10 protein-coding genes are annotated in these 15,820 nt (G+C 71.8%); 3 read left to right on the forward strand and 7 right to left on the reverse strand.

Features of this window, described 5'->3' with window-relative positions:
• Window positions 1–229: 229 nt before the first annotated feature.
• Both ACEOAB_RS01935 and ACEOAB_RS01940 read left to right on the forward strand, forming a co-directional pair.
• A complete protein-coding gene (locus ACEOAB_RS01935; RefSeq protein WP_495653415.1) occupies window positions 230–1,888 on the forward strand; it encodes a ShlB/FhaC/HecB family hemolysin secretion/activation protein in 1,659 nt (552 codons plus the stop codon).
• Window positions 1,812–7,259 carry a two-partner secretion domain-containing protein gene (locus ACEOAB_RS01940; protein ID WP_495653416.1) on the forward strand — a complete coding sequence of 1,816 codons (5,448 nt, stop codon included), beginning with the start codon at window positions 1,812–1,814 and terminating at the stop codon, window positions 7,257–7,259. The genes ACEOAB_RS01935 and ACEOAB_RS01940 overlap by 77 nt, the downstream gene beginning before the upstream one ends.
• A gap of 10 nt (window positions 7,260–7,269) precedes the next feature.
• Here the strand turns inward: ACEOAB_RS01940 and ACEOAB_RS01945 are convergent, their stop codons facing one another.
• Window positions 7,270–7,902 (reverse strand): cysteine hydrolase family protein, encoded by a 633-nt coding sequence (locus tag ACEOAB_RS01945; RefSeq protein WP_413751406.1) that lies wholly within the window; start codon window positions 7,900–7,902, stop codon window positions 7,270–7,272.
• A 100-nt stretch (window positions 7,903–8,002) separates the two neighbouring features.
• On the opposite strand from ACEOAB_RS01945, the gene ACEOAB_RS01950 reads away from it, so the two are divergent.
• A complete protein-coding gene (locus ACEOAB_RS01950) occupies window positions 8,003–8,980 on the forward strand; it encodes a GlxA family transcriptional regulator (RefSeq protein ID WP_495653417.1) in 978 nt (325 codons plus the stop codon).
• A 26-nt stretch (window positions 8,981–9,006) separates the two neighbouring features.
• On the opposite strand, the gene ACEOAB_RS01955 is transcribed toward ACEOAB_RS01950, so the two are convergent.
• From ACEOAB_RS01955 to ACEOAB_RS01980, 6 genes are all read right to left on the reverse strand, one after another.
• Window positions 9,007–9,876 carry an FkbM family methyltransferase gene (locus tag ACEOAB_RS01955; RefSeq protein ID WP_495653418.1) on the reverse strand — a complete coding sequence of 290 codons (870 nt, stop codon included), beginning with the start codon at window positions 9,874–9,876 and terminating at the stop codon, window positions 9,007–9,009.
• Window positions 9,873–10,670, reverse strand: coding sequence for a hypothetical protein (locus ACEOAB_RS01960; RefSeq protein ID WP_495653419.1), 798 nt, complete (start codon window positions 10,668–10,670; stop codon window positions 9,873–9,875). Before ACEOAB_RS01960 ends, ACEOAB_RS01955 begins: the two co-directional genes overlap by 4 nt.
• 22 nt (window positions 10,671–10,692) lie before the next feature.
• Entirely contained in the window at window positions 10,693–12,666 is a 1,974-nt protein-coding gene (locus tag ACEOAB_RS01965) for a hybrid sensor histidine kinase/response regulator (protein ID WP_056588788.1), read from the reverse strand.
• The gene (locus ACEOAB_RS01970; RefSeq protein ID WP_495653420.1) at window positions 12,663–13,130 is read right to left on the reverse strand and encodes a hypothetical protein; all 468 of its coding nucleotides are present in this window, start codon (window positions 13,128–13,130) and stop codon (window positions 12,663–12,665) included. Before ACEOAB_RS01970 ends, ACEOAB_RS01965 begins: the two co-directional genes overlap by 4 nt.
• Window positions 13,131–13,139: 9 nt before the next feature.
• Window positions 13,140–13,706 (reverse strand): hypothetical protein, encoded by a 567-nt coding sequence (locus ACEOAB_RS01975; protein WP_495653421.1) that lies wholly within the window; start codon window positions 13,704–13,706, stop codon window positions 13,140–13,142.
• Between the two features lie 167 nt (window positions 13,707–13,873).
• Window positions 13,874–15,763, reverse strand: a complete 1,890-nt coding sequence (locus tag ACEOAB_RS01980; protein WP_495653422.1) for an ATP-binding response regulator — start codon at window positions 15,761–15,763, stop codon at window positions 13,874–13,876.
• Window positions 15,764–15,820: the final 57 nt, after the last annotated feature.

The following is a 15,820-nucleotide window of genomic DNA, read 5'->3' on the forward strand; positions in this document are numbered from 1 at the left end:
CAGCGGGACACCAGCAGCGTGCCCACGTGCACAGGGCATCGGGTGCTCCCCGCAGCGAAATAAAGGAGGAGCCGAAGGCGGGGGACATTCGCGGAGGGGAGTACCCGGTGGCCTGTGCGCGCACCCCGAAAGCGCGCACCCAGAACAGCCAGCAACGCAACGCGCAACGGAGCACTGACATATGCGCGCCAGTCGACGCCCCACCCCGATTGCCTTCGCAGTCACAGCCATGGTCAGTGCAACCTTGCTGGTCGCAGCCCAGCGTACGCACGCGGCCGATACCAACACTTTGCTGCCGACCCAGGACCCCTGCGGCACCTGCGACCGCCCGCTCGCGCAAGCCCCCACCGGTGCCGTTGCGCCGCAGAGCCTGCCCGCGCCGCCGCGCCCCGCCGGCTCGACGTTCAGGCTCAACGACCTGCGGCTCAACGGCGTGAAAGCGCTGAGCAACGAAGAACTGCAATCCATCACCGCCCCCTACATCGGCCGCGACGTCACGCTCGGCGATCTCGAAGAACTCGCGAAGGCGATCACCGCGCGCTACAAGGAGCGCGGCTACTTCCTCGCGCAGGCCGTGGTGCCCGTGCAGACCGTGCGCGACGGCATCGTCGAGATCAGCGTGATCGAAGGCCGCCTCGGCAAGGTCGACGTGGTGGTCGCGCCCGATGCGCCGATTTCCGAATCGCGCGTGCGCGGCTTCCTCGCGCCGCTGCAGCCCGGCGAGGCCGTGAGCGCGCCGGCCTATGAGCGCGCCATGCTGCTGCTGTCCGACCAGCCCGGCGTCAAGGTGTCCTCGGGCCTGCAGGAAGGCACGCAGCCCGGCACCACCGATCTTTCGGTCGAAGTGGCGGCCGCGCCGCGCTGGGCCTTCTCGGCCGAAGCCGACAACCACGGCACGAAGGAGTCGGGCCGCTACCGCATCGGCGGCACGGCGCGCTGGCTCAGTCCCTTCGGCATCGGCGACAACCTCGACATGCGCCTGATGGTGTCCGACAGCAACGCGCTGCAGTTCGGCCGTATCGCCTACGAGGCGCCCATTGGCACCAGCGGGCTGCGCGCGGGCGTCGGGCTGTCGCGCGTCAACTACGAGCTGGGCGGCGAGTTCTCCGAGCTCGGCGCGCAGGGCCGTGCCGACGTGTTCGACCTTTCGCTCAGCTACCCGCTCATCCGCCAGCGCCAGCAGAACTTGTTCCTGCGCCTGGGCGCCGACATCAAGGACCTGACCGACGAGATCGGCGTGGCCGACGTGCGCGTGAAGAAGCGCGTGCGCGGCCTGGGCCTCGGCTGGACCTGGGAGCGGCGCGACGAGGTGCTGGGCGGCGGCTACTGGGCCAGCTCGGGCACGCTGTACCACGGCCGGCTGTCCATCGACGACCCGGCGACGCGGGAGGCCGACCAGGCCCTGGGTGGACGGCACACCGAAGGCGGCTTCTCCAAGCTGAGCTTCCAGCTGTCCCGCCTGCAGGCCATCGTTCCCAGGCATTCGCTGTACCTGTCCATCGGCGGCCAGTGGGCCAGCAGGAACCTCGATCCGTCGGAGAAGCTCGCGCTCGGCGGCGCACGCGCCGTGCGGGCCTATCCGTCGGGCGAGGTGCTGGTCGACCAGGGCGTGATCGGCACTGTGGAGTGGCGCTGGTCCTTCAACGAAGAACTCACGCCCTTCCTGTTCTACGACGCCGCGCACGGCAAGCTCTCGCGCAGCCCCACGCCCTTCGACGGCAGCAACGGCCGCAGCCTGCGCGGCTACGGCGTCGGCGTGAGCTGGTCGCGGCCCGGCAACTTCTCGATCAACGCGACGCTGGCCTGGCGCGATGGCACGGCACCGGCGCAGACCGACGGCGGCGGGCGCAATCCGCGGCTGTACGTCCAGCTTCAAAAGGCGTTCTGACCATGACGCACCGCACACCCCCTCGTTCCGGCTGCCGCTGCGGCCGCTGGCGCTCTCGCTGATCTGCGCAGGCGCGCTCCCCGCCATTGCCCAGACGCTGCCCACCGGCTTCCAGCCCATTGCCGGCAACGTCACGATGTCGCAGCTTGCGAACGTGATGACCATCAACCAGGGCCTTGCGCGCGGCATCGTCAACTGGACCGGCTTCTCCATCGGCGCGGGCGGCGTGGTGAACATCACCCAGCCGGGTGCGTCGAGCGTGCTGCTCAACCGCGTGACGGGCAACGAGCTTTCCACCATCGCGGGCCAGCTCAACGCCAACGGGCGCATCGTGCTGGTCAACCCCAACGGCGTGCTGTTCAGCCAGGGTGCGACGGTGAACGTGGGCGGCCTCATCGCTTCCACGCTGGCCATGACGACCAGCGACGCCGACTTCCTCAACGAAAACACCAAGCGGTTCACGTTCGAGCGCGCCGACGACAACGTCGCGACGGTGATCAATGCCGGGCGCATCACCGCGACCGGCGGCGGCCCCGTGGTGCTGATGGGCGCGACGGTGGCCAACACCCGCGTGGGCGACGACGCCAACAGCGGCCGCATCACCGCCGACGGCGGCACCGTTGCGCTGGCGTCGGGCCGCAAGGTCACGCTCGACCTCGCGGGCGATGGGCTGACCAACATCGTCATTTCGACGGACACCATGGCCACCCATGCGAGCGTCGGCAACACCGGCACGCTGCAGGCCGACGGCGGCCGCGTGGCGCTCATGGGGCGGTCGGCCACCGTGGGCGAACTGGTCGTCAACCAGCGCGGCACGGTGCGTGCGCGCACGGTGGGCACGCGCAACGGCGAGATCTTCCTGGGCGGCGGCCAGGACAACGAGGTCCAGGTGACCGGCGGCACGCTCGACGCCACGGGCGCCGCGGCCGGCGAGCGCGGTGGCGACATCCGCATCACCGCCGGAAAGGTCACCCTGCAAGGGACGGGTGACGGCATCAAGACGGTGGCCGATGCCAGCGGCCAGGCCGGCGGTGGCTCGGTCACGGTGCAGGGCTACGACGTGGCGCTGTCGGCCGGCTCGGTGCTGAGCGCCGATGCCAGGAGCGCGGGCGCGGGCGGCACGGTCAGCGTGGGCACGGCCAGCGGCACGGCCTTTCCGGGCGATGCGGAAAACGCCCTGCCGTCGCGCGAATCGCACCTGCAGGCCTTCGGTGAACTCACGGCACGCGGCGCCGGCAGCGGCGCGGGCGGCAACATCGCGACCTCGGGCGATTTCGTGCGCATCGACCCCGCGCGCGTGGATGCCGGCGGCGGCGCACAGGGCGGTGCCAACGGCCGCTGGACGGTGTCGACCAGCGCCGACCTGGGCGTGGACCAGACCCTGCCGGCCTACGACGGCGGCTACCCGCAGCTGTCTTCCAGCAGCGTGAGCGCCGGCGCCGTGGGCGTCGCGCTGGGCCGGGGAACCGACGTCACGCTGGCCAGCACACACACCGGCGACAACGCGGGCGTGACCTTCGGCAACGGCGCCCAGGTCGTGAAGAACGAAGGCGGCACCGCCACGCTGCGGGTCGACTCGGGCGGCGGTATCGCCATGGCCAGCGGCTCGGCCATCGACGCGCGCATCGGCGCGCTCAACGTCGACTTCAACGCCGACGCCAGCGGCGTGGTGGCCAAGAACGCCACGCAGGTGAACGCCGGCGGCGGCAGCCCGAGCTACGAAGTCGACTACGGCGCCTCGATCGGCCTGACCGACGCCACCATCAACGCCAACGGCGGCAACATCCGCTTCTTCGGCCAGGGCGATGCCGTAAACGGGCGCGCCATCGGCGGCTCGGTTTCGAACAGCGAGGACACCTGGCGCGACGGCATCGCGCTGAACGGCAGCACGCTGACCACCGCCGGCAGCGGGCAGGTTTCGCTGCGCGGCCAGGGCCGTACCCGGGTCGACACGCAGGACAGCGACACCGACTTCGTCTACCGGGCCACCGACGGCGTCGCGCTGCAGGGCAGCGCGGTGCAGGCCGGCAGCGGCGGCGTCACCATCGACGGACTGGCCGCGCTGGGCGGCGGCGGCGTGCGGATCGGCAATGGTTCCAGTCTGGAGACACCGGGCAACGTGTCGGTCACGGGCCGCGGCGCGACCTGGACCGACAACACGCTGCCGGCCGGCTCAATCGGCACCACCACGGCCGTCGGCATCGACAGCTCGTTCATCGACGCCGGCGGCGACGTGCGCATCGAAGGCACGGGCGCGAACCTCGAGGCGCTGACCAAGTACCTCGGCTTTGCGGCCAATGGCCGCACGGCGGGCGGCGGCAACGGCGTGGCGCTGTCGGGCGGCGTGACGGCGGGCGACGGCCGCCGCATCGACGTGGTGGGCAAGGCAGGCAGCGCGGGCTTCACCGCCGCGCTGGACGGCGGCGGCGGCATCGTCACCACGCCCACCGGCGAGTCGATCTACGGTGTGGCGGTGAGCGCCGACGCGTCGCAACCCAACCCGCTGCGCACGGCGGGCGGCACCATCGCCATCGACGGGCAGGGCACCGACGTTGCCCTGCGCATGAACACCATACGCTCGGGCCGGAGCGCGCCCCTGGGCGCGCTGCTGTCCGTGGCCAGCAGCAGCGGCCGGGGCGGCAGCATCTCGATCAGCGGGCGCAACGTGCTCGTCGATGGCTCGCAGAACTTCGACGGCACGCCGCTGGTCGCGCGCCTGGACGCCAGCGGCGCCACGGGCGGCGGCAGCATCGACATCGCGGCCACCAACGTCGTCGCGCTCGGCACGAACACCGCCCTGGACGCCAGCGGCACCTCGGCATCGGGCAACGGCGGCAGCGTGAAGGTGGTGGCGGGCGACACGCTGCGTGCGCACGGCAGCCTGTCGGCGCGCGGCGGTGCGGGCACGGGCAACGGCGGCCAGGTGGAAACCTCCGCGCCGCACTTCGACCTGTCGGGTGTGCAGGTGGATGCCTCGACGACGGGCGGCGCGGCGGGCACGTGGCTGATCGACCCGTTCGACGTCACCATCAACCACGGCGCGGCCGCGGGCACGCTGCCCACCAACCCCTTCGACCCGCTGGCCACGTCGGTGGTGCTGGACGGCGATATCAACAATGTGCTGAACGGCAACACCAGCGTGATCATCACCACCGGCACGGGCGGCCCGCCCGGCGCCGGCACCATCACGCTGGGCACCGGCGTGCTGATCGACCGCAACACCGGCGCCACGCCCGTCACCTTCCGGCTCGACGCGGCCGCGAACATCAACAGCTTCGATGCGGCGACGGTGATCCGGTCCGACCGCTCGGTGGCCGGCGTGGGCGCGCTCGACGTGGAGTTCAACGCGGGGCTGGGCGTCAACGGCGGCAGCATCTTCTTCACCGGCGCCATCAACACCAACGGCGGCAACGTCTCGATGACCGCCAACGGCCTGAACAGCGGCTCCGTCATCTCGCTGAACAACGCGACCATCGACACGCGCACCGCGCTGCTCGACGCGGGCACCGGGGGCGCGGTGTCCATCGACGGGCGCTCGACCGCGACCGGATCCTCCTTCTCCGGGCCGGTGGTGAGCATCAGCAATTCCAGCATCAATACGGCCACGGGCAACGTGTCGATCGCGGGGCGCGGGCTGGTCGACACCGGCGTGGCGATCAGCGGGACGACGGCGACCCATGGCGTGTTCACCACCGGCGGGCGCATCGGCATCGTGGGCGTGGGCAGCGCGGGCTTCTCCAGCTTCACGCCGCTGGCGGGCTACGGCGTGCTCATCAACGGAGCCACGGTGCGCAGCGTGGACGGCGACATCCAGGTCGACGGGCTGGTGCGCACCGGCGGCAACACCGCGCTGGGCAGCGGCGTGCGCATCGGTGCCGGCAGCCTCGTGACCTCGCTGGGCAACGGCAACATTACGGTGACGGGCGAATCGCAGGCCGACGGTGCCGGCGTCACCATTTCACCCATACCGCCGCTGAGCACCTTCGCACAGCCCGGAGGGCGCATCGACGGCAACAACAACGTGGTGCTGCGCGCCGCCAACGACGGCTCGACCGACGCGCTGGTGATCGGCGGCACGGTGCGCGCGGCCAACGTGCTGAACCTGCGCCCGGGTGGTGTGGACACGGCGGGCAACGCGAGCGACCGCACGGGCAACCCGATCACGCTGGGCGGCACCGCGGCCACCGGCTTCGCGGTGTCGGCCGACGAGTTCACGCGCCTGAGCGCGGGCACCATCGTGGCGGGCAGCAACGCGCACGCGGCGGACATCACCGTGGTGGCGCCGCTGACCGTGTCGGCCCCGCTGACCCTGCAGAACGGCGGTGGCGGCAACATCCAGCTCAATGGCGCGGTGAGCACGCCGCAGCTCGGCCTGGCGAGCGCGGGCGACATCCGGCAGGCGGCGGGCGCGGCCATCACCGCGGGCACGCTGCTCGCGCGTTCCAGCGGCGGCAGCGTGGTGCTCGACGACCCGGGCAACCACGTGGGCACGGTCGGCGGCGGCGCGGCGGGGCGCTTCGCCTACGTCGATGCCGATGCGCTCACGCTCGGCGCGGTGTCGGTCACCGGCTTCGATGCGGCGGGCAACCTGCCGCAGACACTGTCGGCGACCTCGATGGCGGCCGACACCGTGTTCGTGCGCACGCTGGCGGGCGACCTCACGCTCGGCGCGTCCGTGACCAGCGCCAGCGGCACCGACCTCGTGGCGGCCGCGCGCTTCCAGAACCCGGGCGGCAACGGCATCGGCGGCGCCAGCTGGCGCGTGTGGGCCGACACCTGGGTGGGCGAAACCCGCGGCGGCCTGGCGGGCTCGGCACCGCTGCCGAACTTCTATCACTGCGCCTACCTGGGCCTGTGCACCGTGACCGTGCCGGCCACGGGCAACCACTTCATCTACGCGCAGCAGCCGCTGGCCACCGTGACCATCGGCAATGCGCAGCGCGCCGGCGGCCTGCCCAACCCGCCGTTCGTCTACAGCATCTCCGGGCTGATCCTGGGCGACACCGGCGCGGGCATCTTCGGCGTGCCGGGTTCGCCGGCCACGCGCTCCAGCCCGCCGGGCTTCTATCCCATCGACGGCAGCTTCACCTCGGCCGAGGGCTACGCGGTGCGCGTGGTGCCTGGGCAGCTGCAGGTCAGCGGCTTCGTGTCGCTGCCCAGCGTGGACGTGGTGCGCGACCAGCCCACCACCTGGCTGTACGACCGCAACATCGGGCAGGCGCCGATCTGCCTGGCGACCGGGCCGCTCGACGGCGACCGCGCGCAGCAGGGCGCGGATGTGCTGGCGCGCGAATGGTCGCGCGTGCGCTCTCGGCCCAACCTGCTGAACTGCGTGGACACCGAGAAGCGCAACGGCTGCGCGGACTTCTGAACGAAGCCGCTCAGACGCCGCGTGCGCGGCGGTTGGACATCACGACGTTGTCCTTCGGGATCGCCTGGCCTTCCTGCATCGCGGCGATCCATGCCGCGGTCGTGGTCACGGCCGCGAAGTTGCTGTGGAACACCACGCTGAAGACGCGATGGATTTCCTCGGCCGTGACCTTGCCCGCGGCGTTCTCGTACGGCAGCGCGCCGCTGGCGTCGGACAGGAATTCCACGCTCAGGCCGCGGTGCATGGCCTCGTACACGGTGGATGCGTCGCAGTTCTGCGTCATGTAGCCGGCCACGCTCAGCGTGTCGATCTCGTGGCGCGCGAGCCAGTCGGCGAAGTCGGTGCCGGTGAACACGCTCGGGAAGCTCTTGGTCACGAGGTGGTCGCGCGGCCGCTTCGCGATCTCGGGGTGCAGCTGGCCGTTGTGGGTGTCGGCCTGGAACACCGGCGCGCCCTTGGGTGCATGGTGGCGCACCACGACGACGGGTGTGCCGGCGGCGCGTGCGGCGTCCATGGCCTTCGTCACGTTCGGCAGCGTGTCTTCGATGGGCGGGTACTCGATCGGGAGGCCGCCGCCTTCGAAGTATTCGTTCTGCACGTCGATCACGACGAGGGCGCGGCGCGGGGCGGTGTTGCTGCTCATGAAAGGCTCCTTCTCTTGTGTGGTTCGGATGGCCTGATTCTTCGCGGTTGCGCTGTCTCGAGAAAGTGGCCCGAAAGCCATTCATCGATAAGATCGGGCCATGCCAGCGCCAGCCACCGAAACCATCGCTGTCGTCGCCTTCGACGGCATCAGCCCCTTTCACCTGTCCGTGCCGTGCATGGTCTTCGGCGAAGACCGCACGGAAGCCGGCGCGCCGCGTTTCCGCCTGCGGGTGTGCGCGCCGGAGCCCGGCCCGCTGCAGACCAATGCGGGCTTCACGCTCGTGGTGCAGCACGGGCTGGAGGCCATCCGCCGCGCGCAGATCGTGGTGGTGCCTTCATGGCGCGACGACGGCAGCGCGGCGCCGCCCGCGTTGATCCGCGCGCTGCAGGCCGCGCACCGGCGCGGCGCCACCGTGGTCGGCCTGTGCCTGGGCGCCTTCGTGCTGGCCGAGGCGGGCTTGCTCGACGGCCGGCCCGCCACCACGCACTGGAAGCTGGCTCCGGCCTTCGCGAAGCAGTACCCGCAGGTGCGGCTGCAGCCCGAGGTGCTGTACGTGGACGACGGCAGCGTGCTCACCTCCGCCGGCACGGCCGCGGGCATCGACTGCTGCCTGCACCTGCTGCGCGTGCGCTACGGCGCCGAGACGGCCAACCGCGCCGCGCGGCGCATGGTGGTCGCGCCGCACCGGCAGGGCGGGCAGGCGCAGTACATCGAGCAGCCCGTGCCCGCCACGGCCGAGCGCGATCGCCTGGCGCCGCTGCTGGAGTGGCTGGGCAAGCACCTCGATACATCGCATGAACTGGACGACCTCGCGCGGCGCGCGCTCATGAGCCGACGCAATTTCACGCGGCGCTTTCGCGAATCCACCGGCACGACCGTGGGCCAGTGGGTGCAGAACCAGCGCCTCGCGCTGGCGCAGCGGCTGCTGGAGACCACGAACCATCCGGTCGAGCGCGTGGCGACCGGCGCCGGCTTTGGTTCGGCGGTGTCGTTGCGCAAGCATTTCACCGCCGCGTTCAAGGTGTCGCCGACGGCGTATCGCCGGCAGTTCTCGCGGGCCGAGACAACGGCCTGAGCCCTCACTGCTTGCTGCCCGGCTCTTCAGGCCGCCGCCGGCGGCAGGGCCGCGCGCGCGGCCAGCCGCAGGTAGCGCGCCTGCGTGCCTTCGGCCAGCGCGCCGCGCTGCTCCAGCAGCAGCACGCAGCGCAGCGCCAGATCGAAGGAGCGGAAGCACCAGTGCGCCAGCATGGCCAGCTGCTTGAGCTGTGCGTCGCTCATGGCGTCGGGCCGGGTAATGTCGCGCACGTAGACCAGGTCGGCTTCGAGCAGCTGGCGCAGCGGCTGGCACGGATCGCCGTTGACCACGCACGGCGCCATCGGCCAGTGCTTGAGCTCGGCCAGGCAATGCGGCAGGAAGCCCTGGCGGCGCAGCTCGAGGTCGATGTCGCCGATCGATGCCTGCCCTTGGTAGAGCGGCACGAACGACACCTCGGTCTGCACCGCGACGGCCTGCGCCAGCCTGGCCGTGCCCGCGCGCAGCACCGCCAGCTCGCTACCCTGCGCATCGATCTTCAGGAAGTCGAGGTGCTCGACTTCTTCCATGTCGTCGAGCCGGCGCGTCTGCAACGCAACGCGCGCCACCACCTGGGCCATCGGCCGCAGCAGGTCGAACAGAGTGAGCGCGGCCGGGTCGGGTTCGAGCAGGCTGGTCATGCCGGGGGCGGCGCACACGTGGAGCGTGTGCGTCCGGCCGTCGCCCACGGCCCACGGGAAGTAGCGCTCCAGCGTGCCCCGCTGCTGCCGCAATGCGCGCAGCGCGTCGGGCTGCGGCTCGAAGCCGGTCACGCGGCACTGGCCGGCCGCCAGCATCGCACGGTAGGGCGGTTCGCCATCGATCGGGTTCGCGCCGACGTCGACCACCTCGGTGGGGCGATCGAGCGCAAGCAGCCTGGCCAGTGCTTCGTCGTTCATGCCGCGGGACCGCCGCGCGCCGCCAGCGCCTGCCCGAAATGGCCCGTGTAGGTGCGAAGGCCCTGGTGCGACAGGTTCGAACGCGCATCGATCCAGACCTTGCCGCCGATCGACTGCCAGCGGCGGCAGAAGGCGAAGTCCTCGGCCAGGTAGGCGCCGTTGCCGGGCTCGGCGAGCACGTCGAAAAAGCGGTAGTGGAACGCGGCGCGCGCGCGGTCGGCCGGGTCGGCGTGGCGGTCGGGCGCATAGCGCAGCTGGGGAAAGGCGGTGGCCATGCGCTCGAACACGCCGCGTGCGATCAGCATGAAGCCGGTGGGCGCGTCGAGCATCTCGGCGAAGCCGTCCGCATCGATGGCCAGCCGGGGCCCCGCGGCATTCGCGGCGAAGCGGGCATGGCGCGCCTCGAAGTCCTGCCGCGTGCTGCCGGCCGGCAACGGCGCGTCGAGCCCGGCCTCCGGCCAGCCGTCGGTCTTGTGCGGATAGATGCCGGCCACCACGTCGCGGTCCGCCAGCAGCAGCCGCAGGGCCGCCTCGGGCTCGAAGCCGATGTCGGCGTCGATCCAGAACAGGTGCGTCCAGCGCGCATCGGCCATGAACTCGGCCACCAGCCGGTTGCGTGCGCGCGTGATGAGGCTGTCGCCGTCGAGAAAGCGCGTCTGCATCGCGAATCCGTGCGTCCAGGCCAGATTGACCAGGCCGAGCAGGCTGCGCACGTAGTTGCTGCTCATGGTGCCCGCGTGGCTGGGCGTCGCGACGAAGGGGCGGATGTCTTTCAGTGCGGCGAGTTCGAGCATCGGCAGGTTTCCTTGAAGGAGGTCAGTTCGCGTGCACGTGCCGCCGCGTGGTCAGCAGCGCGCGCAGCTTGGCCGGCGCGACCGGCTTGGTCAGCAGCATCACGCCGCCCTGGCGCAGCCGCTGCAGCACATCGGGCCCGGTGGCGCCCGACACCAGCACCGCGAGCGCATCGGGCTGCAGGCGCTTGGCGGCGTCGATCACGTCCACGCCGTCGCCATCGCCGGCCAACTGCAGGTCGCACAGCACGGCGTCGTAACGGATGTCGCCGGTGCCCAGCCGCGCGATGGCCTCGGCGCCGGTGTTCACGCATTCGACCTCGCAGCCCCATTGCACCAGCAGCGCGCGGCTGCCGTCGAGGATGGCGGGGTCGTCGTCCACCACCAGGCAGCGCAGGCCGGCCAGGGGCGCGGGGGCCTGCTGTGGCGCGTCGGGCGGCGTCACGTCGGCCAGCCGTGCCGCGGGCAGCGTGAAGGCGAAGGTGCTGCCCGCCTGCAGCGCGGAGCGCACGGTGATGCGCGTGCCCAGCAGCGCGGCGATGCGCGCGCAGATGGCCAGCCCCAGCCCGAAGCCGCGGCGCCGGTCGCGCTCGGTGTTGGCCACCTGGTAGAACTCCTCGAAGATGCGGCCCTGGTGGATCGGCGCAATGCCCACGCCGTTGTCACGTACCTCGATGCGCACGCCGGCCGTGCCGCGCCGCGCGGCCACCAGCACCGTGCCGCCCTCGGGCGCATGGCGCAGCGCGTTGGCCACGAGGTTGCCGACGATGCGCTGCAGCATCGCCGCATCGGTGCGCACGGCCAGGCCGCGGCCGCTCCAGCGCAGACGTACGTGCGCCTCCGCGGCGATGGCGGCGTGCTGCGCATCGAGCTGGTCGAACAGCGCGGACAGCGCCACATTGGTGATCGCCGGTGTCAGCACCTGCGCATCGAGCCGCGAGATTTCGAGCAGGTCGTCGAGCAGCACGCCCATGAACTCCGTGCTCTCCTGCAGCCGCAGCACGGCCGGGCGCTGCGCGGGCGAGGCGCCGGGCAGCAGGCCGTCGATGAACAGGCCCATGGCATGCAGCGGTTGGCGCAGGTCGTGGCTCGCGGCCGCGAGGAAGCGCGCGCGAGAAAGGGCAGCCTGCTCGGCCTCGGCCATGCGCTGCAGCGCGACGGCGGTGGCCTCGCGCACACGTTCTTCGCTGAGCTGGCGGTTGCTCTGCAGGCGCTCGGCGAGGCGATCGATGTCGTGCGCGAGCACCGCGAGCTCGTGCGTGTCGCGCGTGCTGTCCTCGACCACGTCGCAGCGCGCCTCGAAATGCCCCGACTCCAGCGCGGCGACCGTGCGCGACACGCGCCGCAGCGGCCGCGTCACCGTGCGCGCCATGTGCCGCACCGAGGCCCACGCCGCCACCAGCGCGACGAGCGCGATGCCGATGCCCGCGAACAGCGAGCGGCTGCGCTCGCGCGTATAGGCGGTGGTGTCGCGGAAGGTCTGCACCAGGCCGATGGGCGTGTCGCCCGCCGCGGTGGAGCCGGCAGGCGCGAAGGCGCTGGCGCGCGAGGCTTCGCGCAGCGTGACCGGCGCGGTGAACATGCGCAGCTGCGCCAGCGGCGGTGTCTTGGGCCCGGCCGTGACGTAGACGCCCGCGCTGTTGCTGATTTCCACGCGCGTCACCTGGCCGCCGCGCAGCGCGGCATTGGCCACGTTCTGCAGCGCCGGCAGGTCGCCGGCATAGAGGCTCAGGTCGGACATGGCCGCCACCTGCCGCGCCACGGCCTGGCCTTCGGCATCGAAAGCATCTTCGAGGGTGTGCAGCCGGTTGTGCGTGAACCAGCCGGTGAGCGCCAGCGCCACCGCCGCGCACGGCACCACGCCCAGGCGGAACAGGTCGTGCTGCAGGTTGCCGCGCACGGTCAGCGTATGGGGAGACTGGAGCGGCGGCGGTGTTGGGGACGACACCGGCGTCCCCCCGGGTGCCACCGGACCGTGGGAAGGCGGTGCAGTGCTCATCGGGGGGGCGCGAGCCGATCGGCCAGTTCCCGTTCCTCCGGCAGTCGCAGGCCGAGTCCGCGCGCCACGGTGGCGTTGACGCGCACGGTGGCGGGCGTTGCCGCTTCCACCAGCGGCACGTTGCTGTTGCTGCCGCCCACGCTCGCACTCGCCACCTTCTGGCCGAGCAGCCGCGCCTGCTGCGCGAGCTGCGACGGCGTCGAGACCGCCGCGGCCAGGCCACCCGAGCGCACCAGCCCTTCGCTGGCGCCGAACACCGGCAGGCCCGCGCCCGCACCGGCGCGTAGCACCGAGAGCGTGGCCGCCTGGTTGTCGCCGATCAGGTCGGGCAGCACCATCAGTGCGTCGCTCTGCGGCACCACGAGGCGCAATGCGGCGGCGAGCGACCTGGCGTCGGGTGCGTATTCCACGCGCAGCTCCCAGGCCGGGTTCGCGCCCTGTGCCGCGCGCTGCAGCTCGCGCACCAGCGGCTCCTATTCGGGCGTGGCGACCACGCCCACGCGGTGCTTCTGCGGCAGCACCGCGTTGATCAGCGCGAGCTGGTCGGCCATGGCCGGGTCGCGCAGCAGCACGCCCACGCGCCGATCGCCGCGCCGCAGGGCGGGGCTGGCGGCCTTCAGGGTTTCGTACTCGAGCCGGCTCAGCATCGCCAGCACCAGCGGCTCGTGGCCCGGCCGCTCGACAGCGGCGCGCGCGGCGGCGGGGCCGACAGCCATGGTGAGCGGCGCATCGGAGGCGGTGCGCAGGCTGCGCGTGCGCACGCCGGAGTTCGCCGCGCGCTCGGCGTCCGCGGCTTCCGTCGACGCTTGCGGATCGGCGCCGCCCGGCGCGAGGCGCACCAGCTCGAACCTGCCGCCCGGCTCTTGGTCCGCGCGCAGCCGCTGCACGAATTCGGAAGACGCCGCGACGTCGTCGCCCATCAGCACCGTGAGGCTCGCCGCCGTGGCGCTGCTGGTGGCGCCCCAGGCCAAGCCCGCGGCCAGCGCGGCACCGGCCGCGCGGCGCAACCTTCCGGAGAAGGGCGAGAAAAAGGATTTCACGGCAACAAACATGGACTGCTTTCGCAGCTAGGGAGCGATAGTCCAATGTAAGGACGGCCCCTGCTTCGCGCGATAAGGCAGAGGGCTTATGTCAGCGCTGGCAGGCGCTTGGCAGTGTGACGAAACTCACACCATTGCAGCCGCTCGGCCTATGTCCGACGGACTACCTATGCACCTACCATTTGCGCGGCGGCCGCGCGCTGCGCTTGGATGGCCTGGCGCAGCACGCGCGGCGACACCGGCTTGTAGAGCACCGCGATGCCTGCACTCGCCACTTCGCGCAGCCGGTCGGGCTTGGTCTCGCCGGTAACGAGCAGGCGCGCGGTGCCGGCACCGATGCCGCGCGGATGGCGCTCCAGCGCGCCGATCACGTCGAGCCCGTTGTCGCCGCCCTGCAGCAGCAGGTCGCTGATCACCATGTCGGGCGGCTGCGCCCAGGTGTCGGCGAGTGCCAGCGCCTCGGCGCGGGTCTGCGCGGGCAGCACCTCGGCGCCCCAGTTGGAGAGCACCACCGTCAGGCCTTCGAGGATGGTGCGCTCGTCGTCGATCACGAGGATGCGCATGTTGGCCAGGCTCTCTTCCTCCTCGATGGCAGCGACGGCGGGCGGCACCACCGGTGCCGGCAGCGCGGGCGGCGCCGAACGCACCATCACCCGCACGCAGGTGCCCTTGTGCAGCTTCGAGCTCAGTTCGACGCGGGTGTTGAGCAGTTCGGCAAGCCGCTGCACCGTGGCCAGGCCCAGCCCCATTCCGCGCGCGCCGCGCGCCGCCTGCCGGCCGGTGGGCTCCACCTGATAGAACTCCTCGAACACCCGGACCTGGTGATGCGTGGCGATGCCCACGCCGGTGTCGATCACGTCGATGCGCACGCCCCGGCCGCGCCGCCGCGCGCCGACCAGCACGCCGCCCTCGATGGTGTGGCGCAGCGAGTTCGACACCAGGTTGTTCAGGATGCGCGAGAGCATCACGTAGTCGCAGCGCACCCACAGGTCGGTCTTGCGCACCACCAGGCGCAGCCCCTGCTGCTCGGCCACCGGGCGGAAGTTGCGGCTGATTTCCTCGAACAGCCGGTCGAGCGGGAAGTCGATCCACTGCGGCTGCAGCACGCCGGCGTCGAGCTGCGACAGGTTCAGCAGCTCGGAGAACAGCCGGTCCAGCGAATCGACGCACTCGCGGATGTGGCCGATGCGCTGCAGCTTCACCGGGTCGGTCTCGCCGTTGGCCAGGCCGTCGGAAAACAGCGTGAGCGCGTGCAGCGGCTGGCGCAGGTCGTGGCTGGCGGCGGCCAGCAGGCGGGTCTTGGCCTGGCTCGCCACTTCGAGCTGCTGGTTCTTGCGCGCCAGCTCGGCCGTGGCTTCGTTGATGCGGCTTTGCAGCAGCCGGTGGCTTTCGGCGAGCGCGCGCGCGGCCTGGTTGAAGCCCTGCTGCAGGTGGCGCACCTCGGACGTGCCCTCGACGGCCACGCTCGCGTCCTCGCCCGCGCCGAGGCGGTCGACCGCCTCGCCGAGCGCGCGGATCGGCTCGCTGATGCGGCGCGCAGCCCACCAGCCCGCCAAGGCCACGCCGACCAGGCTGATCGCCAGCACCAGCCCCACGTTGAACCAGACCGAGCGCCGCGCGCTCTGCACCGCGGCCAGGCTCATCTCGACCATCACCTGCCCGGTGTGGCGGCCATCGTCGCCCACGATGGGCACCACCACCTGCAGGCCGTCGCCGCGGACGCGGTCGACGGTTTCGGAATTGGCCACGATCTCGCCGTCTTCCGTCCAGATCTGCACCTGCTGCACGTTGGGCTGGTAGGTGCCCGACTGGGCGGTGCGTGCCAGCGCGCGCCGGTCCATGCGCGCCAGCGGCGCCTGCGCCACCGTGGCCACCTGCAGGGCCACCGTCTGCGCATTGGCGCGCATCAGCTCGGTGAGGTTGCTCAGGTGCTGCCGCGTCAGCACGGTGATTGCCGCGAGCGTGGCCAGCGTTGCCGGCACCAGCGCCAGCAGGATCAGCTGCTGGGCGAAGGTCAGGCGGGCCAGGCCGCGCAGGACGCGGAAGTTCCAGTTCATGAGGGCATCGCAAGCATGGGCGCCGAGCTTAGAGGGGCAACCCGGAACTGGGAAGGC

This window comes from Variovorax sp. Varisp53 (genome assembly GCF_059491555.1).

Excerpts from the sequence above, each read along its gene's own strand:
- ACEOAB_RS01935 (WP_495653415.1), top strand. The coding sequence starts at position 230 with ATGGTCAGTGCAACCTTGCTGGTCGCAGCCCAGCGTACGCACGCGGCC.
- ACEOAB_RS01940 (WP_495653416.1), top strand. The coding sequence starts at position 1,812 with ATGGCACGGCACCGGCGCAGACCGACGGCGGCGGGCGCAATCCGCGGC.
- ACEOAB_RS01945 (WP_413751406.1), bottom strand. The coding sequence starts at position 7,902 with ATGAGCAGCAACACCGCCCCGCGCCGCGCCCTCGTCGTGATCGACGTG.
- ACEOAB_RS01950 (WP_495653417.1), top strand. The coding sequence starts at position 8,003 with ATGCCAGCGCCAGCCACCGAAACCATCGCTGTCGTCGCCTTCGACGGC.
- ACEOAB_RS01955 (WP_495653418.1), bottom strand. The coding sequence starts at position 9,876 with ATGAACGACGAAGCACTGGCCAGGCTGCTTGCGCTCGATCGCCCCACC.
- ACEOAB_RS01960 (WP_495653419.1), bottom strand. The coding sequence starts at position 10,670 with ATGCTCGAACTCGCCGCACTGAAAGACATCCGCCCCTTCGTCGCGACG.
- ACEOAB_RS01965 (WP_056588788.1), bottom strand. The coding sequence starts at position 12,666 with ATGAGCACTGCACCGCCTTCCCACGGTCCGGTGGCACCCGGGGGGACG.
- ACEOAB_RS01980 (WP_495653422.1), bottom strand. The coding sequence starts at position 15,763 with ATGAACTGGAACTTCCGCGTCCTGCGCGGCCTGGCCCGCCTGACCTTC.